Annotated in this window: 27 protein-coding genes; 2 read left to right on the top strand and 25 right to left on the bottom strand. The window is 27.9% G+C overall.

The genetic code is table 11. The features are described from left to right. Positions 1-23: 23 nt before the first annotated feature. The 14 genes from mltG to KGF46_RS00770 form a co-directional block, all read right to left on the bottom strand. Complete coding sequence (mltG, locus tag KGF46_RS00835) at positions 24-1103, bottom strand: endolytic transglycosylase MltG (RefSeq protein WP_227827134.1); 1080 nt, start codon at positions 1101-1103, stop codon at positions 24-26. A gap of 226 nt (positions 1104-1329) precedes the next feature. After that, entirely contained in the window at positions 1330-2655 is a 1326-nt protein-coding gene (locus KGF46_RS00830; RefSeq protein ID WP_227856620.1) for a pyrimidine-nucleoside phosphorylase, read from the bottom strand. A gap of 186 nt (positions 2656-2841) precedes the next feature. Next, entirely contained in the window at positions 2842-3654 is an 813-nt protein-coding gene (locus KGF46_RS00825) for a purine-nucleoside phosphorylase (protein WP_227827132.1), read from the bottom strand. A 69-nt stretch (positions 3655-3723) separates the two neighbouring features. Continuing rightward, positions 3724-4896 carry a phosphopentomutase gene (locus KGF46_RS00820; RefSeq protein WP_227827131.1) on the bottom strand — a complete coding sequence of 391 codons (1173 nt, stop codon included), beginning with the start codon at positions 4894-4896 and terminating at the stop codon, positions 3724-3726. Positions 4897-4937: 41 nt separating this feature from the next. Beyond that, positions 4938-5852, bottom strand: coding sequence for a tyrosine-type recombinase/integrase (locus KGF46_RS00815; RefSeq protein ID WP_227827130.1), 915 nt, complete (start codon positions 5850-5852; stop codon positions 4938-4940). An 11-nt stretch (positions 5853-5863) separates the two neighbouring features. Continuing rightward, a complete protein-coding gene (locus KGF46_RS00810; RefSeq protein ID WP_227827129.1) occupies positions 5864-6469 on the bottom strand; it encodes a stage II sporulation protein M in 606 nt (201 codons plus the stop codon). 68 nt (positions 6470-6537) lie between these two features. Further along, the gene (locus KGF46_RS00805) at positions 6538-7074 is read right to left on the bottom strand and encodes an NUDIX hydrolase (protein ID WP_227434140.1); all 537 of its coding nucleotides are present in this window, start codon (positions 7072-7074) and stop codon (positions 6538-6540) included. A gap of 1 nt (position 7075) precedes the next feature. Continuing rightward, on the bottom strand, positions 7076-8143 hold the full coding sequence (locus KGF46_RS00800) for a DUF3866 family protein (protein WP_227827128.1): 1068 nt from the start codon (positions 8141-8143) through the stop codon (positions 7076-7078). Between the two features lie 4 nt (positions 8144-8147). Then, positions 8148-8972, bottom strand: coding sequence for a glycosyl transferase (locus KGF46_RS00795; protein WP_227827127.1), 825 nt, complete (start codon positions 8970-8972; stop codon positions 8148-8150). Between the two features lie 7 nt (positions 8973-8979). Next, positions 8980-9672: a glycosyltransferase family 2 protein gene (locus KGF46_RS00790; RefSeq protein WP_227827126.1), complete on the bottom strand. Its 693-nt coding sequence runs from the start codon at positions 9670-9672 to the stop codon at positions 8980-8982. A 23-nt stretch (positions 9673-9695) separates the two neighbouring features. Beyond that, the gene (locus tag KGF46_RS00785; protein WP_227827125.1) at positions 9696-10571 is read right to left on the bottom strand and encodes a copper transporter; all 876 of its coding nucleotides are present in this window, start codon (positions 10569-10571) and stop codon (positions 9696-9698) included. A gap of 17 nt (positions 10572-10588) precedes the next feature. Then, complete coding sequence (steA, locus tag KGF46_RS00780) at positions 10589-11710, bottom strand: putative cytokinetic ring protein SteA (RefSeq protein WP_227827124.1); 1122 nt, start codon at positions 11708-11710, stop codon at positions 10589-10591. Positions 11711-12118: 408 nt separating this feature from the next. Continuing rightward, the gene (gene spo0A / locus KGF46_RS00775) at positions 12119-12943 is read right to left on the bottom strand and encodes a sporulation transcription factor Spo0A (protein ID WP_227827123.1); all 825 of its coding nucleotides are present in this window, start codon (positions 12941-12943) and stop codon (positions 12119-12121) included. Between the two features lie 142 nt (positions 12944-13085). After that, complete coding sequence (locus KGF46_RS00770) at positions 13086-14147, bottom strand: SpoIVB peptidase S55 domain-containing protein (protein WP_227827122.1); 1062 nt, start codon at positions 14145-14147, stop codon at positions 13086-13088. Between the two features lie 160 nt (positions 14148-14307). On the opposite strand from KGF46_RS00770, the gene KGF46_RS00765 reads away from it, so the two are divergent. Continuing rightward, complete coding sequence (locus KGF46_RS00765; RefSeq protein WP_227827121.1) at positions 14308-14748, top strand: GNAT family N-acetyltransferase; 441 nt, start codon at positions 14308-14310, stop codon at positions 14746-14748. 72 nt (positions 14749-14820) lie between these two features. Beyond that, entirely contained in the window at positions 14821-15300 is a 480-nt protein-coding gene (locus KGF46_RS00760; protein WP_227854590.1) for a GNAT family N-acetyltransferase, read from the top strand. A 79-nt stretch (positions 15301-15379) separates the two neighbouring features. Here KGF46_RS00760 and KGF46_RS00755 read toward each other — a convergent pair whose 3' ends face one another. From KGF46_RS00755 to KGF46_RS00705, 11 genes are all read right to left on the bottom strand, one after another. Beyond that, on the bottom strand, positions 15380-16246 hold the full coding sequence (locus KGF46_RS00755; protein ID WP_227861103.1) for a hypothetical protein: 867 nt from the start codon (positions 16244-16246) through the stop codon (positions 15380-15382). Positions 16247-16460: 214 nt separating this feature from the next. Continuing rightward, the gene (gene recN, locus KGF46_RS00750) at positions 16461-18140 is read right to left on the bottom strand and encodes a DNA repair protein RecN (protein WP_227850148.1); all 1680 of its coding nucleotides are present in this window, start codon (positions 18138-18140) and stop codon (positions 16461-16463) included. Between the two features lie 19 nt (positions 18141-18159). Further along, positions 18160-18972 (bottom strand): TlyA family RNA methyltransferase, encoded by an 813-nt coding sequence (locus tag KGF46_RS00745; RefSeq protein ID WP_227827117.1) that lies wholly within the window; start codon positions 18970-18972, stop codon positions 18160-18162. A gap of 119 nt (positions 18973-19091) precedes the next feature. Further along, positions 19092-20951, bottom strand: a complete 1860-nt coding sequence (gene dxs, locus KGF46_RS00740; RefSeq protein ID WP_227841979.1) for a 1-deoxy-D-xylulose-5-phosphate synthase — start codon at positions 20949-20951, stop codon at positions 19092-19094. A gap of 34 nt (positions 20952-20985) precedes the next feature. Next, positions 20986-21423, bottom strand: coding sequence for a divergent PAP2 family protein (locus KGF46_RS00735; RefSeq protein ID WP_227827115.1), 438 nt, complete (start codon positions 21421-21423; stop codon positions 20986-20988). A 29-nt stretch (positions 21424-21452) separates the two neighbouring features. Beyond that, positions 21453-22340 (bottom strand): polyprenyl synthetase family protein, encoded by an 888-nt coding sequence (locus tag KGF46_RS00730; protein ID WP_227827114.1) that lies wholly within the window; start codon positions 22338-22340, stop codon positions 21453-21455. 2 nt (positions 22341-22342) lie between these two features. Further along, positions 22343-22558 carry an exodeoxyribonuclease VII small subunit gene (gene xseB / locus KGF46_RS00725; protein ID WP_227434125.1) on the bottom strand — a complete coding sequence of 72 codons (216 nt, stop codon included), beginning with the start codon at positions 22556-22558 and terminating at the stop codon, positions 22343-22345. A gap of 1 nt (position 22559) precedes the next feature. Further along, positions 22560-23765 carry an exodeoxyribonuclease VII large subunit gene (xseA, locus tag KGF46_RS00720; RefSeq protein ID WP_227841980.1) on the bottom strand — a complete coding sequence of 402 codons (1206 nt, stop codon included), beginning with the start codon at positions 23763-23765 and terminating at the stop codon, positions 22560-22562. Then, positions 23762-24874, bottom strand: coding sequence for an O-sialoglycoprotein endopeptidase (locus KGF46_RS00715; RefSeq protein ID WP_227861749.1), 1113 nt, complete (start codon positions 24872-24874; stop codon positions 23762-23764). Before KGF46_RS00715 ends, xseA begins: the two co-directional genes overlap by 4 nt. Beyond that, positions 24858-25364, bottom strand: a complete 507-nt coding sequence (gene nusB, locus KGF46_RS00710) for a transcription antitermination factor NusB (protein ID WP_227827111.1) — start codon at positions 25362-25364, stop codon at positions 24858-24860. Before nusB ends, KGF46_RS00715 begins: the two co-directional genes overlap by 17 nt. Before the next feature lie 84 nt (positions 25365-25448). Next, positions 25449-25811, bottom strand: a complete 363-nt coding sequence (locus KGF46_RS00705; RefSeq protein WP_227434121.1) for an Asp23/Gls24 family envelope stress response protein — start codon at positions 25809-25811, stop codon at positions 25449-25451. Positions 25812-25834: the final 23 nt, after the last annotated feature.

Genomic DNA, 25834 nt, shown 5'->3' with positions numbered 1-25834 from the left:
GTTAGACTTTTTATAATCATTGTTTATTTTTTGGTATTTTCATTATTTGTTGTTTTTGTATCTTTACCTTGTTTATCTCTCGCTTCCTTGTACTCTTTAACATATTTTAAATGGTCTTGATAGTTTGTACTATAGTTATTTCCTCCATCAATCTTTGCTACAAAATACAAGTAATCTGTTTTATCTGGGTAAAGTGCTGCCTCAATAGATTTTATACCAGGATTTGATATTGGTGTAGGAGGTAATCCTTTGTTTTTGTAACTATTATATGGTGAATCAATTTTTAAATCATTATAAGTTACAATTTTCTTTCTTTCTTCAAATATATATTGTATTGTTGCATCTGATTGAAGAGGCATACCTACTTTAAGTCTATTGTAAAATACACTTGCTATTATTGGTCTATCTTTATCAAGTACAGCTTCTTTTTCAATTATTGAAGCCATCTCCATTACTTCTTGAAGAGTCATCTTTGAGTCTTTTTGTTTCTTTTTAAATTTGTCTGTATATTTACTATCAAACACCCTCAACATTTCACTTAAAATATCTTCCTCTGATTGTTTCTTTGAATTAAAATAATAAGTTTCTGGATACAAAAATCCCTCTAAAGAAGTTATTCCATCTTCTTTCAAGAATTCAAACTTGTCATAAAACTCTTTAGGTTTTTTTATTAGATTTTCAAAAGTGGTTTTATCTCCTAAATTTTTATTTACTAATATTGATATAATTTCTTTAGATGTAGAACCTTCTGGAATAGTTACTTTTACACCATCATGATATATTTTTCCTGAAGCTAAAAGGCTTATTATATCATTATTTGAATACGATTGATTAAGTAAATATGTTCCTGATTTTATAGATGGAGCCTTATTACTCACTTTTACTATCAATTTAAACAATAATTCATTTTTTATTAATTTATTTTCATATAGTATGTCAGATATTTTTCCAACTGATGCTCCACTTGGAATTTCAATAATTACATCTTCTTTGTTATTTTTATCATAAGGACCTATTTGCATAGACACAAATATACCTACCACAACAATTAAAATAACAACTATTAATGCTACTATTTTCAATCTATTTTTTTTAAAATTCATAATATAATCTACTCCTTATGTATATTTGTCCATTTTCTATTATAAAGCTAAGCACTGTAATTTTCAATCATCTTGTCGAATAAACTTATTTATATTATAAAAAAATACTTTAAAATATATTTTTATTATTATATATTTATTACTTCTCAAGCTTTTCAAAAAAATAAAAAGCCTAACACTATTTTTGACATGTTAGGCTTTTTATAATCACTTTTTCTAAAATTTTCTAAAACTTTTTAATTTCATCTTTAGTTACAATACCATATACTAATTTATTTTTTTCTATTTTTTCATCTACAATAGAATATGAATTGACGAATCTATCCTTTGCTAATGTAAGTTTTTTATCATCATCATAGTACATATATGCTAAAACTTCACCTTCTTTTACATAATCTCCAACTTTTTTTTCTAAAATTATTCCTGCTGATAAATCTAGAATATCATCTTTAGTTTCTCTACCAGCTCCAAGAATCATAGCTGATATGCCTATATCTTCTGCTTTAATCTTACTTATATATCCAGATTTATCTGATTTGATTGGATACTTATACTTTGATTCTTTAAATAAAGAATAATCATCAACTATATCTTTATTTCCACCTTGATTTTCTATGAACTCTTTAAGTTTATCTATGGCTCTACCAGATTTTATTGATTCTCGTATCTTTTCAATGCCATCATCAAAATTACATGCAACTTTTGCTAAAACTAGCATATATGCTCCTAAAACTTCACATAATTCAACAAGGTCTTTTGGTCCATTTCCTTTTAAAGTTTCAATTGCTTCTATAACCTCTAAAGAGTTACCAACAGCAAATCCTAAAGGTTCATCCATATCTGTCACAATTCCTATGGTATCTTTATTCATACCAACACCTATATCAACCATAGCCTTTGCCAATTCAAAAGACTCCTCTAAAGTCTTCATGAATGCTCCACTTCCAGTTTTCACATCTAATACGATTGCATCAGCTCCTGAAGCTAGCTTTTTAGACATTACACTAGATGCTATCAATGATATATTATCTACAGTTGCTGTAACATCCCTAAGAGCATATATTTTTTTATCTGCAATTGCTACCTTTGCACTTTGACCACAAACTGCTATTTTATGCTTATTTACAGAATCGATAAATTTGTTTATATCCATTTCTGTAGAAAAACCTGATATAGCTTCCAATTTATCAATAGTTCCTCCAGTATGTCCAAGACCTCTGCCAGACATTTTTGCAACAGGTGCTCCACATGAAGCAACTAAAGGTATAAGAGCTATTGTAGTCTTATCTCCGACACCACCCGTACTGTGTTTATCTACTTTTATACCCTCGATATCTGATAGCTCTATCATATCACCAGAGTGCATCATTGCTTCTGTAAGATATACAGTCTCTTGTTTATTCATCTTATTTAAATAAACAGACATTAATAGTGCAGAAGCCTGATAGTCAGGTATATCTCCTTTAGAATAGTTTTCTATAAAGTAATTTATCTCTTCTTTACTAAGTTCTAAATTATCTCTCTTTTTTTTTATAATATCATACATTCTCATACTTGAAATCTCCATTCTAATCTGTAATAATGTAAATAGATTTTTAAATTTATAAATATATTTATATATTATAATATTATAAAAAACTGTCTCTTATTAGAAATACTTTTCTATATCAAGACAGCTCATTATTAATTATTTTCAAATTGTACATTGTCTATTTTATAATAAATTTACTTAAATCCTCTATAAATTCTTAACTGTGCTCTTAACTAAGTTCAAAAATTCTGATTTAACTTTTTGAGTAGTTTGTATAACTTCTTCATGACTTAATGGTTGATTTAAAATACCAGCAGCCATATTAGTTATACAAGATATACCAATAACATCAATATTAGAATGTGCTGCTACTATAACTTCTGGAACTGTTGACATTCCAACTGCATCAGCCCCCAATATTTGAGCCATTCTTACTTCTGCTGGTGTTTCATAATTAGGTCCACTAAAGAACATATATACACCTTCTTTTACATCTATATTGTATTCTTTAGCACACTCTTTAACTATATCTACATATTTACATGAATAGGCATCTGACATATCTGGAAATCTATCTCCAAGTCTATCATCATTTTTTCCTACTAATGGATTACTCCCACTAAAATTTATATGGTCTCTTATAATCATCAAATCCCCTGGTTTAAATTGTTTATTTACGCCACCAGCAGCATTAGTTACTACAAGAATTTCGACTCCAAGAGCTTTCATAACTCTAACTGGAAAAGTAGCTTCTTTTTGAGAATAACCTTCATAATAATGAAATCTTCCCTGCATAGCAATTACTTCTTTTCCTGCAAGCTTTCCAATAACAAGTTGCCCAGCATGTCCTTCTACTGTTGAAACAGGGAAATTTGGAATTTCGCTATATTTAATTATGACAGAATCTTCTATATCATTTGCTAAATCACCAAGTCCAGAACCTAATATCAGACCAATCTTAGGTTTTATATTAATTTTAGAATTTATAAATTTACTACTTTGTTCTATCTTTTCAAACATTCCAATCCCTCCATTCATTCTATTAAGCTAATTTTTATTACTTTAATATAGTTATTTTCTATTTAATATTTAAAATAAATCTGTTTTAAAACTCACTCCATGTTTAGGCAATTTTACATCCAGTATATCTGCAACAGTTGCTCCAATATCAGCAAAAGTATCTTTTATTCCTAAATTAAATCCTTTTTTAACCTTACTACCATAAATCATTACTGGAATATATTCTCTTGTATGGTCTGTACCTTTATATGTCGGGTCATTTCCATGGTCTGCATTAATTATAAGAATATCGTCTTCTCTCATACTGCTCATTATCTCAGGAAGTCTATTATCAAACTCTTCAAGTGCTTTCTTATATCCTTCTGGGTCTCTTCTATGACCGTATTTTGAATCAAAATCAACAAGGTTTGAATATATCAAGCCTTTATTGTCTTGTTTCATATATTTTAAAGTTTCATCTACTCCATCCATATTACTTTTAGTATGAATAGCTTCTGTAATTCCTTTACCATTAAAAATATCTTCTATTTTTCCAACAGCTAAAACTTCAAGACCTGATTCTTTTATATTATCAAGTACAGTTGGTTCAAATGGGTCTAGTGAATAATCTCTTCTATTTGAAGTTCTAACAAATTCACCTGTTTTTTTACCTATAAATGGTCTAGCAATTACTCTAGCAACTGCATTATCACCCATCATTATTTCTCTAGCTATTTTACACATACTGTACAACTCTTCTAATGGAATCACTTCTTCATTAGCTGCTATTTGAAATACACTATCAGCTGAAGTATATACTATTACATCTCCAGTTTTTATTTGATGTTCTCCATATTCATCAATTATCACAGTACCTGAAGCTGGCTTATTTCCTACTACTTTTCTTCCAGTTTTTTTCTCAAACTCTTCTATAATTTCTTTTGAAAATCCATGCTCAAATGTTTTAAAGGGTTTATCAACTATTATCCCAGTCATTTCCCAGTGACCAGTAGTAGTATCTTTTCCTTGAGACATTTCCTTACATTTTCCAAAACATCCTATTGGCTCTTTTTCATCTTCAAAAAAATCTACACCATCTATATTTCCTATACCTAATTTTATCATATTAGGAATTTGTATATCTGGATATTCTTTAAATATATTTCCAAGAGTACTTACATCCTTACTGTCTCCAAAATTTTCAGCGTCAGGTAATGCTCCTATTCCAACACTATCAATTACAATCCAAATTACTCTGCTCATATAAATATGCTCCTTTTAAATTATAAAATTTGCTATACAGTCTATTTAGCTTCTACTTTTTGTAACTCTATATCAATATCATTTCTAGGATGTTTTTCTTTTATTTCTCTTCTCACGTTTTTATCTATGTGGTTTAAATATACTTGTAAACTAGACAAGTTAACATTTCCTAAGATTTTACTTACAACAGCAATGTTAGCACCTTCATTCAAAAGGTGAATCGCAAATGAATGTCTAAGCATTGTAGGATTTATGTTTTTATCTATATTAGCTAAATTAGAATATTTTTTTATAACTTTCCAAAGACCTTGTCGTGTAAACCTTTGTCCTAATGAACTTACAAATAATGACTTTTCACCTTCTACAGCTATTTTAGGTCTTGCTTCTTTTAAATATTTCTCTAAATAAAGTTTTGTAATATCACAGAGTGGTATAACTCTTTGACTTTTACAACATGAACTACAATATATATAGTCAATATCCAAGTCAACATCGTCTACATTCATATCTACTAGTTCTGATACTTTTATACCTGTACCATATAATACTTCAAAAATAGCCTTGTCCCTAATTAATTTAGGTGTTGTTAACTTAGGAAAATTTAATAATCTTTCAATTTCTTCTTCTGTAAGTATATTTATATTTTCTTTTTTTACCTTAGGTTTTTTTATATCCTTTGCAGGATTATTTGTACATACATGATTTAAAAATAAATAATCATGAAAAGATTTTATAGATGATATCATCCTTGCTATTGTAGCTATTGATACATTATCTTTTTCCAACTTTATTAAATAACTTATAATATCATTTTCTACTATATCTACTAGTTTAATGCTTTTTTGATTTATATATTCCATATATTTTTTTATATCCATAAAGTATGATGCCACTGTGTTTTCTGATAATTTTTTTTTATCTTTTATGTAATCTATATATTCCTCTATAATATCCATTATAAACTCCTTTATTTAACTAGGAACTTAATAATACCAATACTTACAGTATTTAATATTAATTGCAACCCCAATGATAGTGCTATTATAATTATAATATTTAGTATGTACCTCTTAATTAAAAACTGCATATTTCTTCTATTTTTCTTTTTAAATTCATAAACCATCTCTTTAAAATAGCTTAAACTAATTAATGTTAATATGATTGCACATGGAATAATAACCAAATTTTTAAATAATATTATTAAAATCATTTTTGCACTCTTAAGTTTTAATGCCAATATAAAACTATTTATTGTATATCCAATTGACATTCCCTTTAACACAAAAATTACTAATACTGCTGGAATTGTTACTACAAATAGGCTTAATAGAGCTATCGAGCCCATAAATATTGTATCTGACTTTAAATTTTGTAGAACTGTATCTTTTACATTTATATTCAGATTATAATACTCTACAGCAGGATTTATATTGTTTAAAATATTATCACTAGAACCTGGTAATATTTTATTTATATAGGACCCAATAACAATAGACATCATAAACAACAATCCTATAATAATTATTTGTCTATTTAATTCTCTAAAATCATTTTTTCTATATGTTTTTCTCAATTTTATTCCCCCTTGTCCTTTATAAAATAATATGCTGTAGGACAAGGGGTTATTCATTTTTATAAATATTAATTTTTAAACATATCTTTTACTAATAATAATCCAATAGAAGTTTTTGCATCCTCAACGTCATTTTTTAATACCATATTATAGGCTTCTTCAAGCTCAACTTCGTAAACATCTAAAAATTCATCTGCATCTAGATTATTTTCTCCTGGAGTAAGACCTGTTGCCAAATATACAAACATTATCTCATTAGAAAAACCTGCTGAAGTGAAAAATTTATGTATTAGTTTAATATTTTTTGCACTATATCCAGTTTCTTCTTTTAACTCCCTCTCAGCACATTCTTTGGGACTTTCATTTTTTTCTAACTTACCAGCTGGAATTTCAAAAATTGGTTTTTCTATAGGTTTTCTAAATTGCTTCACTAATACAACTTTATTATCATCTGTAATTGCAACTATTCCTACTGCACCACCAACTTCTACTAATTCCCTTTTTTGATATCCTTGTCCTGGAATTTCAACAGTATCGACCTTTAAAGTAATTACCTTACCTGTATAAACTCTATCACTACTAATAGTTTTTTCTTCTAATACCATCTTAAACCTCCATTAAGTAATATGCTGCTGTACTTGCAGCTTTGAAAAATGCCTCATCTTGCTCATAGTTTCTTCCCATACTTTTTACTTTTAGATTAAAATAGTCTAAATCCTCTTTCGTTTTATTATTATCTATATAAATTATATTATGCTTTTTATCCAAACCACTAGATTTAACTTGTTCTTTTATAAATTTTAATTTTTCATCATCATATATAGTTATTGGTATATCTATATTTACATTTACAATTTCTTCAAATACAGTCATACTATGATGTGAAATACCTTGATGTCTTTCTCGTTTGTCAGCAAAACTAATTCTTGGAATTGCTATTGCTCTTCCTCCAAGCTTTATTACAGCATCAAGAATTGGACCTTGTTCAATTCCTGTAAATCCATATTTAGTACCTGTACCAGCTATTCCTGGCCCCATACTTACAAATACTACATCGGCTTTTAATATTTCTTTTGCTGTAATCAATGCAGTGTATATATTTATACACTCATAGTCTCCCCCAAATGCATTTCCTATAGTTATTGTACTATCTATTAATTTTTTTCCTTTTAAAGTGTCTACATTTTTACTTAAATAAATTGGAAGAGATGCCCCGTCAGTCATTATATATACTAATTTCTTATTAGGGTTATTTCTTTTAAATGAAGCTGCAAATGGAGTTAACATGCTATGAAGAGTCCCTACTACTACAGGAAGGTCTTCTAACTCTGTAAAATCACCAAATTTATCATGATAAATGCTTTCTTGTTCCTCAACAGAATCTACCTTTATTTGAAGTGGTGTATATCTAAGTTTCATTATATGACCACCTTCAATTAAACTAGATTCTAAATTGTTTAAATTAGTTATTACAAAATGGTATCCACCAGTTCCTAGACTTAGCTCTACTGCTGTTGTATTTAAAACTACTTCGTCTCCTATATATACTACCCCAGATAGTTTTGGATAATTATATGCTCTTTGTATTTCTCCATTTATATTTACTCTTATATCATCCAGCGTTTCAGTTTGACTTACAATTGATTCAACAATCCCCACTCTTTTGCTTATCATAATGCTACCTTCCCAACTTATCTATAAAATTTAATAATTTATTTTTTTCTATTATTTTAGTCAATGAGTATTTTTCAGTAAATATATGCATAATAACTACAAATATTAACCATCCCAGTCTGATATTAAATGGATATCCAAAAGAAATTAAAATTCCAATAGACATTCCAAGAACATTTGAACCAGTATCTCCCATCATTGCTCTTGCCTTTAAATCATAATTAAAGTATGCAAGCACATTTGGAACTATAAGTAGTGGAAGAACTTGAATAAATCCTGTCAATGTTAAAAATACAATCACCATTATAAATAAATATGCTTTTATTGCTCTTCCTGGTCTTAAATCTAAAAGATTCATTAAATTAGTTGATAGAGCTATTATTAATGTATTTACTATTATATCTATTATGTCTTTTGATATAGACACAGAAACTATAAGTCCTACAAATCCACCAAACAACGCCTTAAAGCCTCCAGTTGTAAGACTTCCCTTGAATAAACTTTTAAAGTGACCTTTTAGACCACTTACATCTCTATTTCCAATAACATCATCTAGTATTCCTGCAAAAAACATGGATATCATGCCAAACATAAACATAAATATATATGCTAAATCTATATATTCTGTAGTAAAAAATGCAAGTATTATTCCATTAATCACAAGCATAGGTAAAAATACAATTCCCATACTTACTGGTATCATATCTTTATTGTAGTTTGGTCTAAGTATATTTCCATTTATCAATAAATTTTTAAATAGTGGTATTGCAGCATAGGTTCCAAATAATCCTGTTAATAATAAAATGGTATAAAGTATATAATCTTTCACTAAGATATTACCTCCATTCTTTCTTTTTTTGTCCTAAAACCTTTTTTATATGATAATACTGCTTACCTCTATGAACAAATCCTTTTAAATTTCTGCCAGTTTCATTATGAGTCATGTTTACTAATACTTCTTTAATTTTAAAACCATACTTTAGTATATCAATCGTCATTCCAACTTCAACACCATATCCAAAAGGTATTTCATCAAATTTTTCTAAAACTTCTCTTTTAAATATTCTTTGACCTGACAGAGTTGCATCTAGCTCAACTCCTGTCATCTCAAAAACAGAATTTTTAGCTAAACCTTTTACAAATCCCAGACCTCCTTTTTTCTTTGCAGGAGGAAACTTTGCTATAGTAACATCAGCTTCACCATTTAATATTGGTACAATTAACTTTTCAATTTCTTTAGCAGAACTGCCTAAATCTCCATCCAAAAATCCTATAATATTTGCACTTTTCATTGATACTTTAAGCCCATAGTTTAAAGCATATCCTTTACCTCTGTTTTTATCTAACTTAAAAAATTTAATCTTTTCATTCTTTAATTCAGATACAACCTTAGCAGTATTATCTGTTGAACCATCATCTACAACTACTATTTCATTTATTTCTTTAATTCCAACTATACTTTCTAATGTATAGTTTATTCTACTTTCTTCATTATAAGCTGGTATTATTATACTTATATAAGAATCCATTTTTTCTCTCCTTAAAATTATTTCTATTTAATAGATGGCAACAATGAAGTTGCAGTATCTAATCTACCAAAATTACCAACTATATTACCTTGTTGTAAAAGCATAGCTAGAGATACACTTCCTACACCTTCATCTATATTATCTATAGTTGCAACTTTATTTTTAGAATATAATTCTACATAAGAAGTTTTAACTCCTGTATTTTGAACTTCTACTAAATATTTATTTTCTGATTTTATTTTTGAAACTAAAAATTTTTCTATTTTGTCAAATTGTTTTGTCTTATCTTTTGCATCATTTCCACCAGCGATTACAACAGATTCATATTTTAGATATGTGTCACCAATAGAGTTAAATTTTATTACATCTAGTTCTTGAAGATATGTTAAAATGTCACTTGCATCTTCCTTTTTCAAAGTATCAATTATATAATTAACTGCATCATTTGTATTTTTAATTTCTGCACCTAATTTACTTGAGATTTCTTTTAATTTTTCTGGATTTGTTATATTTTCTTTTAACACTATGTTAAATGCAACACTACCATTAGACTTGTTTATTATATCTTCTATATTTTTTGTATAATCATCATTTTCATTAGCTGATATTATTCCTATACTTTTTCCACTTAATGAACCAATTAAAACCTTGTCCACATTTTTATTTATAAAATTAATTGCTTCTTCATAATCTTTATTTACCTTTGCTAAATCTACATCAAGTTTATCATTTTTTTCTTTTAAAATATTAAATTTATCATCCAAGTCATTTATTATATTTGCTTGTTGCTCACTTAATTGTTGATTATTATTTAAATTAAATCCTACTAACATGCCTATACCCAAAGCTATAAATATAGCACCAATAGTGACTATATAATATTTCATATTAATATGCATATTTATCCTCCTAAAATTTACATCTGTAATAATACTTTAAATTTCAATTGCATTAACTGTATAAATTGTTGAACTCCTGGTGACAATGATGCAACTACCAACACAGGAAATAAGGCTGTTGCTATTAATGCCCATATGTACTTTATCTTTAGCTTACTTCTATATAACAAGTTAACTCCTTTAGCATCTATAAGCTTAGAACCTATCTTTAGTCTAACTAAAAAAGTACTTGCCATTCCCTTTCTTCCTTTTTCAAGGAAATCAATCATATTTGAATGTGTACCCACTGCTACTATTAACTCTGCTTTATACTCATATGCAATAAGCATAGCTATATCTTCACTAGTTCCTGGTGCAGGAAATACAACTGCATCTAAACCTAGTTCTTGAACTCTCTTAAGGCCTGGCGCTCTACCATCTGTATAAGCATGTACTACTATTTCACTAGCTTTTTTTAAAGCTTCATCGCTTACACTATCCATGTCTCCTACAATTACATCTGGAGTATATCCAAACTCAATTAAAGCATCTGCGCCTCCATCAACACCAACTAGAACAGGTTTTACCTCTTCTATGTATGAAAGCATTGTACTTAAATCTTCTTTATAGTCCTGACCTCTTACAACTATTAATACATGCTTATTTGCATAATTAGTTTGTACTTTTGGAATTTCTACTTCACCAAGTATAAATCCTTTTTCTTTTTTAGCATAATCTATAGTATTGTCTATAAATCTATCTAATTCTACGGCTAAGTTTTCATAAGCAGCCTTTATTTGATACGAAACTTCATACTTATCTAAAACTTCACCTGCACCTAAAAATTGTCCTTCTCTATATATCTTTCCATCTATAACTTCTATAGTCTGTCCTTCTTTTAATTCTTCAAATAATTCTTCTCCAATATTATCAATTATTAAGATATTATTCTCAGTTAATATTCCTGGACCTTTATTAGGATATCTACCACTTATAGAAGGCGCCGCATTTATGACAAGTTTTATTTTGGCTTCTACCAAAGAGTTTGCAGCAACTTCATCTATGTCTATATGATTTATAACTGCTATTTCCCCACTTTCAACTCTTTTAGCAAGCTTTTTAGTTTTTCGATCTACTTTTATAGGGGCCTCGACTCTCATTTTTAAACCTCCACTATCATTATTAAAATCACATTATATTATAGCATTACTTAACAATAAAATAAATGTTTTAAGTTTGTCCTACATCTTTAATCCTTATAACACTATATTTTATGATTTTTTTATTTAACATTTTTTACAATATACTTTAAAAATTAATGTTTCAACTTGTTAAGGTATGTTTTTATATTAAAAAACAAGTCAGTATTAATCTACAATTGACAAAGGTACATACTATGGCCATAGTATAATAAAATTATATTAAACAAATAATAAAGAAAAAATAAAGTTTTTATTATATATTAAAACAGCAAAACGGTATAACCCTATTGGTTATACCGTTTTGCTGTTTGTAATGCATATTTATTGCCAATACCTTTATTAAAAGGTCTTACTTTTTCTGTCTATTTATTTAACCATACTATGTTCTAATCTTAATTTATCAGCAATCATTGCTATAAATTCTGAATTAGTTGGTTTTCCTTTAGTATTGTGTACCGTATATCCAAATAGTTGATTTATTGTGTCAACTTTTCCTCTACTCCATGCAACTTCTATAGCATGTCTTATTGCTCTCTCAACTCTACTTGGTGTTGTATTGAATTTTTTAGCTATACTTGGATATAACTCTTTTGTTACTGCACCTAAAAGTTCAACATTCTCAATGACCATTTTTATAGCTTCTCTTAGATATAAATATCCTTTTATATGAGCTGGTACTCCTATTTCATGTATTATATTCGTGATTTCTGTTTCTATGTTACCTACATTTTTAACAAAATCACTTCTTGTCATTTGAGTTTCTTGAACTGGTCTAGGCTTTGGCTCTACTTGAGTAACTCTATTAGAAACTAGTTCTCTAATTCTGTTTATAAACACAACAAAATCAAACGGCTTTACTATGTAGTAATCTGCTCCTAGATTTATTGCGCTTTGAGTTATCTTATCTTGACCTACTGCTGATAGTACTATTATTTTTGGCATTTTAGGTATATCCATAGTATTTAATTTTTCAATTACACCTAATCCATCCAGATGCGGCATTATTACGTCTAATATTAATAAATCTGGTTGTGTCTTTTTTACTAAATCTAATGCTTCAATCCCATCTTTAGCTATGCCTAATATTTCGATATCATCCTCATTAGACAAATACTCTTTTAATACCTGACAAAAATCCTTATTGTCGTCTGCTAAAACTATTTTGATTTTTTCCACTAAAAATCCCCCCATTAAAAAACATCTTCTTATTACAGAAAACTAAACTTTTTACACAAATTGCTTCCTAATTATCTACTCTAAAGCATATTCGACACTTCAAAATTATATTCCTCCTAGATAAGTGATAAAATAATAAAATTTTTTAATGCCTCACCTACAATTTTATCATTTCATCTATAAAAATACCATATCCTTTTTTCGGATTATCTCTAAAAACATGAGTTATTGCACCAATAATTTTATTATTTTGTATTATTGGAGCCCCACTCATCCCTTGTACAATCCCCCCTGTGTATTCCAATAACTTATTATCTACAACTTTTATTACCATATCTCTATAATTTCCTTTATCATATACTATACTTTCTATTTTTATATCATAGCTTGTTATATTTTTGTTTTTGTCTTCAAAAAGAATTATTGCATCCCCTATTTTTACATCTTGAGGTCTTCCAACCTCAATTAATTGTAATTCTTTATTTGCTAAATTAAATTCTTTATTTTGTTTTTCTGTAATATTACCACTTATACCTAATTCTGAGTTATTCGAAAAATTTCCCATCAGATTACCATCATTAAAATCCCCTTTTATTCTACCTACTTTTTCATTACTGGCTTTTACTATTTTTAGTTTTTCTGGTTTATATATATAGCCTTGCTTAATCTTTAATAGTTCATTAGTGTCCGAATCTTTTATAGCATGACCAATTGCTTTAAATTTTTCCATATTAGGGTCATAAAAAGTCATAGTTCCAATTCCAGATATCTTATCTCTTACCCATAATCCAAGTTTATAATTACCATTTTCTTTTTTAGTTTCTATTGTCTCTGTTTTATATTTATTTTTTCTTTCAAAAGTCACTTCTATTTTACTTTTTTTAGCTTCATTTAAAATCTTTGATACATCCTGACTATCTTTTATTTTTTTATTATCTATTTTTACTATATTGTCGCCAATCTGTATGCCTCCAATATAATCTACATCCTCTTCCTCGTATCCTAAAACCAATACACCATCTGTATTTGCTTTCACTCCAATTATATTTCCAAGTGGATATACATATTTTTTATCATGATTCTTAATTGTAAAAGTTTCTATTGGGGTCTCATTATTCGTATTACAATTTTTATTTTGAAAAATTATAACCATCATAAAAATCGATACAGCTCCTAATATTATCCAAATATTTTTGAAATTCTTATTTATTTTGTTCATATATTCATCTACTCCTATGCTGTATTATTATGTATTTATAATTCCTTTTTCGTAAAAATTTATTCATTTAAAAACCTCGTTGTATATCTTACTAAGTGCTTTTTAGCCTATAATATGGTAGTATTATATTGTAGTAAAAAGTTTGAAGGGCGGTAATATTTTGAAATTAAATGTAAGAATTGCAGACATAAATAATTGGCATTATTTAGTCAATTTGTCTGTAGATAAAAATCAATTAGATTATATAGAAAGCAATGCACTTTCTATTGCTGAGTCTAAGTTTATAACAGCTTGGATACCTGTTGGAATATATGATGACAATATACTGATAGGATTTGCTATGTACGGTCGCCTAGAAGATGACAGAGTTTGGCTTGATAGATTCATGATTGACTCAAAGTATCAAGGCAAAGGGTATGGAAAAGCATCCTTAAATTTCCTTATAAATCATCTTAAAAATGAATATAATTGTAATGAGTTATACCTTAGTATATTCGATAACAACAAAATGGCTATTGGACTTTACAAAAGCTTTGGATTTGAGTTTAATGGAGAACTTGACTATGGTGGAGAAAAGGTAATGGTATTAAAATTTAATTGATATTAACAAAAATATATACCTATCAAGGAGGTGAAGTCATTATATAAATATATTTATATAATGATAAACAAAATGACTCAAAATGTAATTTTAAAATTTGTCGAAGCAAATGATTTAGAAAATCTTGAAAATGTAAAGATTTTATTTACTGAATATTCAAATTCATTGAATATAGATTTGTGTTTCCAAGACTTTAATAATGAATTAAAAACACTTCCAGGAAAATATGAAAAACCTTCAGGTTCATTAATACTAGCATTTGTTGATGAAAATTTAGCAGGTTGTGTTGCATTAAAAAAACTTGAAGATAAAGTATGTGAATTAAAAAGGTTATATGTAAGAGATAAATTTAGAGGACTTAAAATAGGAAAAATATTATTAGAAGAAATCGTAGAAGAAGCTAAAAAGATTGGATATACATATATGAGACTAGATACTCTTCCAAGCATGAAAAGTGCTCAAGGTTTATACGAAAAAATTGGTTTTTATGATATAGACCCTTACACTTATAATCCAATTGAAGGGGCTAGATACATGGAGTTAAAATTATAAATAAAAAAATAGAGTATAAATAAAATTATATATATTTTATTTATACTCTATTTTACTGATTAAATTATTTTGAATATATTTATTTCTCTAAGTCTTCCAAACCAATACTTATATCTTCAGTTATATCTTTTATATATTCTACGCCATTATTGTATGTAAGCTTTGCTTTAATATAAATTATATCATCAATATCCTTCTTAGGAAAAGTAGCCTCATAATTTACTTGCTTTCTATCTATATTATCATCTTCACTATCATTTGATACTTTATCAGACTTCGCTTTATATACAGTATCTCCTTTACCTTCATTTACAATAATATCTACATTTTTTAACTTGATATTATTATAAACTTTATTTTTTGATTTTTCACTTTCATGATTAAGTAGATTGCTGTTTTCCAATATTTCAATAAAGTATTCCTTGTTGTCCCTTATTCCATAATTAAATACAGGTGGTTCAGGCATATAATCAGACTTAGTCAATTTTTGAACATCTGAGCTTTCAGATATTGTACCACTTGTAACTACTTTATAATCATATTCACTACCTGTAGTTATTTTTATTTCACAAATATATGATAATTCTCCATGCTTTGTCATCTCAATCTCATTCCATTTATCACTATCTGCTTTATACATAAAGAAAACTTTTCCATCCTTACCAAGTTTACTCAATTGTGTATCCACATCAATTACACATTCGTCTTTTTCTAATTTTTTAACTTTTAAATCAATGCTTTTTGTTATATAGCTTTTGGACATTTCCTCATTAATTGTATTGCTAATGTCTGACTTAGTATTCATAATTTCTCGTGATAAATAATCTAATTTATCATTAGAAGTGTTAAGATTATTTTTGATACTATTAATAGCTAATAAAATATACCCTAATACTATAATAACTATGATTATAAAAATTAAGTACATAGTATTTTTTTTATTCATTTAATATCCCCCCACTACTACCTTAATACATAATATTATACTTAAAAACTTAAAAATTTTACAGTTACAAGTTTATACAAGATTTATTTAAATTATAATTTTTATTTATTTTTGATATCCAGATTAAATATTTTAAAATACTTTCATCATAAAAAATAGATGTAAAGTATTCAGATAAAATATTCTCTACATCTATTTAAAATAAACTTTTTCACTAACATTTTTTGGCCATTTCAATAATTTCGCTTGCATGTTCTATAGTTTTTTCTGTTATATTATTACCTGCTATAAGTCTTGCAATTTCATTTTTTCTTTGAGATTGATTTAATTTCTTGACATTTGTAAATGTTCTATTATTTGAAGTATCTTTTTCTATACAATAATGAGTATCTGCATTTGCAGCAATTTGAGGTAAATGAGTTATACATATTATTTGTTTTTTCTTTGCTATATCACTCAATTTCTCACCAACAATTTGTGCAGCTATACCACTTATCCCTGTATCTATTTCATCAAACACTAAAGTATCTATATCATCTATATCAGCCAATATAGTCTTAAATGCCAACATAAATCTAGACATTTCACCACCTGATGCAACTTTATATATAGGTTTGATATCTTCCCCTAAATTGAAAGATATCATAAACTCAATATCATCTATTCCATTTAGGGTAAATGAACTTTCTTCAAAATTAACTTTGAACATTACATTTTTCATATTTAAACTTTTTAATTCATCAAGAAGTATTTCCTCTAATTGAATTGCCACTTTATTTCTTGCTTTAGTCAATTTGATGGCTTTTATTTTTAGCTCTTCTTCTATTTTTATTAATTGATTTTTTAGTTGTTCAACTCTTTCATCTCTATTTAATATCTCATCCAATCTATCTTTTGTCTTTTCATAATATTCAAATATAGCTTCTATACTATCTCCATATTTTCTTCTTAAGTTATTAATCTCATCAATTCTAAGTTCAATCTGTTCCAATTCATAAGGCTCAAAATCTATATTATCTTTGTAATTTCTTATATCACTAGATATATCTTGTAGTTCATACATTATTCTTTCTATAGTTTCACTGTATTCACTTAAAACACTGTCATATTTAGATATATCATTAAGCTCTTTAGATGCAATACCTATCAAGTCAATGACATTATACTCACCATTATGTAATTTACTATAACTTAAGTTTAAATTATTATATATCTTTTCACTATTTCTATACACATCTCTTTGCTTTAATAAATCTTCATATTCATTTTTATTTAAATTTGCAGCCTCAATTTCATTTATTTGAAATCTTAATAAATCTATTTCTCGTTGAATCTGCATATCATCCTTATTTTCTGTTAAAGAATTCAAAGCTCTTTTTACTTCACTATATTTGTAATACACTTTTCTATAATCAGCTTTAAACTTATCTAGTTCATTTTCTCCAAATAAGTCTAGAAATTTTAAGTGTGTATCCTTATTGAATAAAGCTTGATTTTGATGTTGACCATGTATATCTATAAGTGTAGATGCAATTTCCTTTAGAAAAGATACTTTAACAGTCCTTCCATTTACTCTAGCAGTACTTTTCCCATCTGAATATATCAATCTAGTTATAACCAATAAATTATCATCTTCTATACTTATATCATTTTCATCTAATACTTTTTTTAGATATACGTTATCTGAGAAAAATATAGCTTCAACAAGTCCCTTATCTGTACCTTTTCTTAGAAAAGACCTATCATATTTCTCACCTAGACAAAGCCCAAGTGCATCTATTATTATAGATTTTCCTGAACCAGTTTCACCTGTAAGTATATTTAAGTTTTTATCAATACCCAGCCTTAGTTCTTCAACTAAGGCACAATTTTTCATATATAATTCGAGGATCAAGTCTAAGCCCCCTTTTATTCTATTTCTCTAAATTATGAGAAGCCTCAACAACTTCTACTATTTTTTTGTCATACATATCACTATCAAATTCATATCCTTCATTTCCATTTTTTAAATGAATTAAATATTCTATATTTCCTTCTGGACCCTTAATTGGAGAAAAATCCAACCCTAAAATTTCAAATCCATTTTGTACTGAAAAATCAGAAATCATTTTTATAACTTCTATATGTGTAGATTTTTCTCTAACTACACCTTTCTTGCCTACCTTTTCTCTTCCTGCTTCAAATTGAGGTTTTATCAAGGCTACAATTTCTCCATTATGAATAACTAATTCTTTTGCTTTTGGAAGTACTAGTTTCAATGATATAAAAGATACATCAATTGATGCAAAATCTGCAAATTGTTTTGTATTTTCTATTGTTACATTCCTTATGTTTGTTCTTTCCATACAAACAACTCTATCATCTTGTCTCAATTTCCACGCAAGCTGACCATAACCAACATCAATGGAAAATACTTTTATAGCTCCATTTTTTAGCATACAGTCTGTAAAACCACCTGTAGATGCTCCTATATCCATACACACTTTTCCATCAATAGTTAAGTCGAAGTTTTTCATTGCTTTTTCAAGCTTTAGCCCACCCCTACTAACATATGGTATTGGATTTCCTTTTACTTCTATAGCACACTCCTCTTTTACTTCTGTACCTGCCTTATCACATCTTTGATTATCAACAAAAACTAGCCCAGCCATTATTGCTTTTTTAGCTCTTTCTCTACTCTCAAAATGTCCTTGCTCTACTAACAATAAATCTATTCTTTTCTTCATAAAATTACCTTTCTGTTAAAAGCTACTTTAATATTGACTAAAGTAGCTTAAAGTAACACACTCGATATTTATTCTAAGTGACAAATTTTAAATTTTATATTAAATTGAATCAATATTATTTATACTAACTTTCTTATTTTATCAGCAATGCACTTTGGCGATAATCCTACAAAATTATATAGTTCATCTGCATTGCCATGTTTTATAAACTCTTCTGGTATTGCTATATTAAGTATATTTACTTTATATCCATTATCTATAATAAATCTACTTATTCTACTTCCAAACCCACCAGTAATAACATTATCTTCTACTGTAACTACATTTTTATGATTCTTAAATAAAGCATGCAACAGCTCTTCATCCATTGGCTTTAAAAATCTAGCATTAACTATTGTTGGATTTATACCTTCTTCTAATAATATTTCTTTAGCTTCTAGAGCATGTTTCACCATATTTCCAATAGAAAGTATGACTGTATCTTGTCCATCATCTAATATCTCATATTTACCTAACTTAATTTCTTTGTATTCTCCTTTATTTAGATAGTAACTATTTCCTCTTGGATATCTAATTGCCAATGGAGAATCCAATTTTAATGATAAATCCATCATAAGTTCCATTTCTCTTGTATCTTTTGGAGCCATTACTACAATATTTGGAATAGAATTTAAGTAACTTAAATCAAACATACCATGATGAGTTTCACCATCATTTCCAACTAGGCCAGCTCTATCTATAAGAAAAGTAACTGGTTTTTTTGTTATACATACATCATGAATAACTTGGTCATATGCTCTTTGCAAAAATGACGAATATACAGCAAAATAAGGCTTCATACCATTTTTTGCAAGACCTGCCGCAAACCCTGTTGCATGTTGTTCAGCTATACCAACATCATAATATCTTTTCGGGTAAGCACTTTCAAATAAGTTTAATCCTGTCCCAGATGGCATTGCAGCTGTTATTGCTACTATTTCTTTGTTTTTGCTAGCCATCTCAACTAATTTTTCACCAACACTGGTTGACATAGACTTAACTTTAGAAGATGTTACGCCTGTCTTTATATCAAACTTTGATACTCCATGATATTTATCAGGTTGTTCCTCTGCAAATTTATATCCTTTTCCTTTTTTTGTAATAACATGTAAAAGTACAGGTCCTTTTTTATGTTTAGCTTTTCTAAGTGTTTCTATTAATTCTTTAGTATTATGACCATCTATAGGACCATAATATTTTATACCTAATGAATCAAAAAATGAACAATCTTGAGGAGAAAAACTATATATTAATTTATCCTTAAATCTATGTGCAGTCTTAGATAAAATTTCACCTGTCGATGTAACATTTAAAATTTTATCAACTTCATCTGTCATTTTAACAACTGTTGAATTTCTTATAATACTTGATAGATATTTAGACATTCCACCAACATTTTTATCTATGGACATCTCATTATCATTAAGAATTACTATCATATTAGTATTTATATATCCCAATTGATTTAAAGCTTCAAGCGCCATACCTCCAGTTATAGAACCATCTCCAATTACAGATATAACACTATAGTTTTCTTTTTTTATATCTCTAGCACAGGCAATACCTGTTGCCACAGAAATAGATGTACTGCTATGTCCTGTGTCGAAAATATCATGAGGACTTTCACTCTCCTTTGGAAAACCACTTAGTCCATTGAATTGTCTTAAGGATACAAAACAATCTTTTCTTCCAGTAACCATTTTGTGAACATAAGACTGATGTCCTACATCCCATACGATTTTATCTTTAGGGCTGTCAAACACTTTATGAAGTGCTAATGTTAACTCAACTACACCTAAGTTAGAAGCTAAGTGTCCTCCTGTCTTGGAAACAGATTTTACTAAAAATTTTCTTATATCCTTTGCAAGTAAATCCATTTCTTCTATGCTCATATTTTTTATATCTTTTGGAGAATCTACTTTATCTAAATATTTATACATATTATCCTCACCTTTTATTTTGTAAATTTTAAATTTACATCAATATTAAAGCTGTTACTATACCAAGTAAAGCTCCAAACCAAACCTCTAGTGGTGTGTGACCTATTAATTCTTTTAATTTCTTCTGTTCTATATGCTTTCCATGTTGAAGGTCTGCTACCATCTGATTCAATATAGTAGCTTGTTTACCAACAGCACGTCTAACACCTGCTGCATCATACATTATAATCAGTGCAAGCACAGTAATTATAGCAAAATCAGTAGAATTAAACCCTTTTTCAATACCTACCACTGTAGCTAAACTTGTAACAAAAGAACTATGAGAACTAGGCATACCTCCTGAAATGAGTATTCTTGAAAACTCAATTTTCTTTCCCTTCCCAGTAAATATCTTTATGAATTGTGCTAAGAAACAAGCAATAAGACTTATTCCCAAAGCCCCATTGTTAAAAATCTCCGAAAAAAAGTCCATTTTTCCCTCCTCGATTTTAGCTGTATATTTTAATATTCTCTATCTACTATATATTCAGCCAATCCCTTTAAAAAATCTACATTGTCAGATAATTTTTCTATACTCTTCTTTGCCTCATCTATTAAATTATGTGCAATTTCTTTAGATTTATCTAATCCTAAAAGAGATGGGTATGTTGATTTATGATTCTCTATATCACTTCCAACTTTTTTCCCTAATTTTGCTTCATCTCCTACTATATCTAGTATATCATCTACTATCTGGAATGATAATCCGATATTTTTTGCATATTTAGTTATTTCTTCCATTTGTTCTGAATTTGCTCCACCTATAGTTGCTCCTGCTCTCATACATCCAACCATCATTGCCGCAGTTTTATTCATATGTATATAATCTAATTTTTCTTTTTCAATTTGTTTATTTTCACTTTCTACATCTACTACTTGCCCGCCTATCATTCCATATATTCCAGCACCTTTAGCAATTTCATTTATAGCTTTTAGATATTTTTCTGGATTTTCTTTATTTATTGAACCTGCAAGCATAACTTCAAAAGCATAGTTCAGTAAAGCATCTCCTGCTAAAATTCCCATTGCTTCTCCATATACCTTATGATTTGTTGGTCTTCCTCTTCTTAAATCATCATTGTCAAGAGCTGGTAAGTCGTCATGTATAAGTGAGTATGTATGTATCATTTCAATTGCAATAGCAAAAGGTATAGCTTCTTCTTCATTTCCTCCAACTACCTTACAGGCTTCTAATGTAAGTATTGGTCTTAATCTCTTACCTCCAGCGCTCAAGCTGTAGTTCATAGCCTCAATAACAGTTTTTTGATAACCTTCTTCTTTTGGCATATATTCTTTAAGTACATCTTCTATAAAACTTGCTTTTTCTTTTAAATGTTGTTTAAATTCCACTTTTATTCCTCCTCTATTCTAAAATCCTCTTCTATTCCTAATTGATTAAATTTACTTATTTTTAATTTGGCATCATCCAAAAGCTTATTACAATGTTTATAAAGACTAATTCCTTCTTCATATAAGCTTAAAGATTCATCTAAGCTAGCATTTTTAGATTCTAGCTCATTTAAAATGCTCTCCAATCTTTTGTAAGCTTCTTCATAGGTTAAGTTCATATTATACCTCTTTATTTTCAATTTTATCTATTATACATTCTAAAGTTCCATCTTTTAATACTATATCTATGTTATCTTCAGTTTTCAATCTTTTTATACTATTTATTACTTTTCCGTTTTTTTGAACTATACTATAACCTCTGTCCATAGTAGCTAATGGACTTAGGTTATGAAGTAATGCTCCAACCTTTATTAATTTTTCATCTTCTAATTTTAAACTATTTTCTATTCCAAAAATTATTTTATCATATATTTTATCTAATTGTATAACTTTATCTTTTATTGTGTAAGAATCTAAATAGTTATTTATTTTATTAAACACTGATTCTAACTTGTATTGGTCTAATTCAACTTGGTTTATAAGAGACTTGTTCAGTCTGCTTTTTATATTCCCAAGTTTATATTTTATATCCTCTAATGATGGAGTTGCAATCTCAGCCGCTGCTGATGGTGTTGGAGCTCTCATGTCAGATACAAAATCACAAATAGTAAAATCAGTTTCATGCCCAACTGCTGATATTACTGGAATTTGAGAGTTAAAAACTTCTCTTGCTACCATTTCATCATTAAAAGACCAAAGTTCTTCTATTGAACCCCCGCCTCTACCAACTATAACTGTATCCACATTCTTCATATGATTAAAAAATCTAATTGCTTCACATATTTCTTCTGCTGACTTATCTCCTTGAACAGTTACTGGATAAAGCTTTATATTGACTTTTGGATATCTTCTTTTTATTACATTTATTATATCTCTTATAACAGCTCCTGTTGGAGATGTTATAACTCCAATTGAATTCGGCATTCTAGGTATAGGTATTTTGTATTTAGAATCAAACAAACCTTCCTTATTAAGTTTTTCTTTTAATTTGTTAAATTCTATGTGTAAATTCCCAATTCCCTCTATTTCAATTTCGTTAATATATAATTGATATGCACCATCTCTTTCATAGACTGATATATATCCACTAGCTACAACCTTTACTCCATTGTCTAATTTTAGATTACGATTAAAATTACTTTTAAAAATTACACAGTTTAGCTTTGAAGTTTCATCCTTTAATGATAAATAAACATTTCCACTACTATGTATTTTAAAATTAGAAATTTCTCCCTTGACTTTAAGATTAGAAAGTATTGGGTCATTTATTAAAATTCTTTTAATATATGAATTTGCTTCGCTTATATCTAAAGCTCTTAGTTTCATATTTTTTCTCCTAAAAAGTTATTCAATCCTATTATAGCACACCCAACAGCATTATCAGTTGAATATTGTGGCTCTGTAAAATGAGCTTTTATACAATTTCCCCTTAGTTTTAAACTTAATTCTTTAAGGATATACTTACTTGCAGAAACTCCACCTGCAAAAACTACTTCTTCTACATTGTAAGCTTCACACAAATATATTAAAGATTTAAACATGTTTCTAACTATTGAATCCATCACTAATTTAGATATATATTCTTTTTTATCTTTATTAATATCATCTCTATTGTCATCTATAATTTTATTCACCTGATTTTCTAATCCAGATAAATTCATATATCCATCTCTTACAGAAGTTTTTAGACCACTTTCTATTTTTAGATTACAATTTAAAGCATTTTCATCTAGATATTTTCCTGAAGGGAATTTATATCCTAACTTGACACCTATTCTGTCTATAAGTTGTCCAAAGCTAATATCTTTACTTCCTCCAATTATATTTATATTATATCCAAAATTATTGTATAACTTACTTTTACCATCTTTTTTAGTATTTATTTTAGCTATTGCATCTAAATTTATTTTATTACTTATTTTAGTTATTACATCTAAATCTTTGTCATTTGTATCATAATTATTATCATGCTTAGTTATCAAAAGTATCTCTGTTGTACCACCTGACATATGAACAGAAATAAATTTGTTATTATTTTTCAATTTACTATTTAATAAACTAGCCTCAATATGATTTTCCTGATGAGTAGTTTCATAAAATTTACATCCATGTATACTTGACAGTAACTTTCCAAAATTGTACCCAACATTAAATACAGGCATGTATGAACTTTCAACTGGTCTAGGCTTAATAGATGAACAAACTCCTTCTATGACAAATTTATCCCCAAATGATTTTATCCTATCACTAAGTAATCCTAAATTATTTACGTGTTGAAACACAGCTTCACTCTGCCTCAATCCTTTTGAATTTGCCTTTACTTCTAGCATTATTTTTTCATTAAAAATAACTTTCTTCTCTAAAGAGATAGCTGCTATAGAAGTAGTATAGCAGCTAGTATCAATTCCAATTATTATATTATTGTCCAATTTCATCAACAACACTTCCTAATATTCCATTTATAAATTTAGGTGATTTATCATCACAATATATCTTTGCAAGTTCCACAGCTTCATTTATTGATACTTTATTAGGAGTGTCTAAATAAACTATTTCACACACTGATAATCTAAGTATAGACACATCTACCTTTGGCATTCTATCTACTGTCCAATTTTTAGCATGCTTATTTATTAATTCATCTATCTTATCATGATTCTCTCTTAGTGCTTTACATACTGTATTTATATATTCTCTATCTATTATATCTTCAAGTTTAGTATCTTCTAATTTTAATTTTGCATTATTTGAGTACTTAAGTGTAAGTTCTTCATATCTATTTATAATATGTTCTGAATTATCTTTTAAGAAAGAATCTACTTTATCGTCTAAACCTTCAAATTCCTCTTTATTAATATTTATTTGGTATATAAGTTTCATTATATATTCCCTTGTTGTACTTTTTTGTGCCCTATCTTTTTTCATCAATTAAAATTCTCCTTTAAGTTTAATTATCTATATAAAATCAAATGCCAACAAAAAACCCTCTGACTTTTCAGAGGGCTAATATTAATTTTTCTTAGTTGCTTTTACTTCTTCTTTATCAACTTTATCTTTCTTAAAGCTGATTCCTTGAATGTGTATATTTACTTGAGAAACCTTCAGTCCTGTCATTGTCTCAACAGTATTTTTTACATTTTCTTGAACTTTAAAAGCTGTATCTGGTATTGACATGCCATATTTTATCATAACCATTACGTCTAAATTAACATCCTCTTCCTCTATTTGTATTTTTACTCCATTATTTTTTAACAACTTATCTGTTAATGTTGCTGTAGTTTCTATGCCCTCAACTTCTAATGCTGCTAAACCAGCTATTGTAGCTATTACATCATTAGATATTTTTACTTGTCCAAATTTATTATCTTCCATATTAAAACTTACCTCCTGATTTT

It is taken from the genome of Clostridioides sp. ZZV14-6153 (assembly GCF_020657855.1).
In the GTDB taxonomy this organism is placed as follows: domain Bacteria; phylum Bacillota; class Clostridia; order Peptostreptococcales; family Peptostreptococcaceae; genus Clostridioides.
This window is presented reverse-complemented; position numbering and strand designations above follow the sequence as displayed.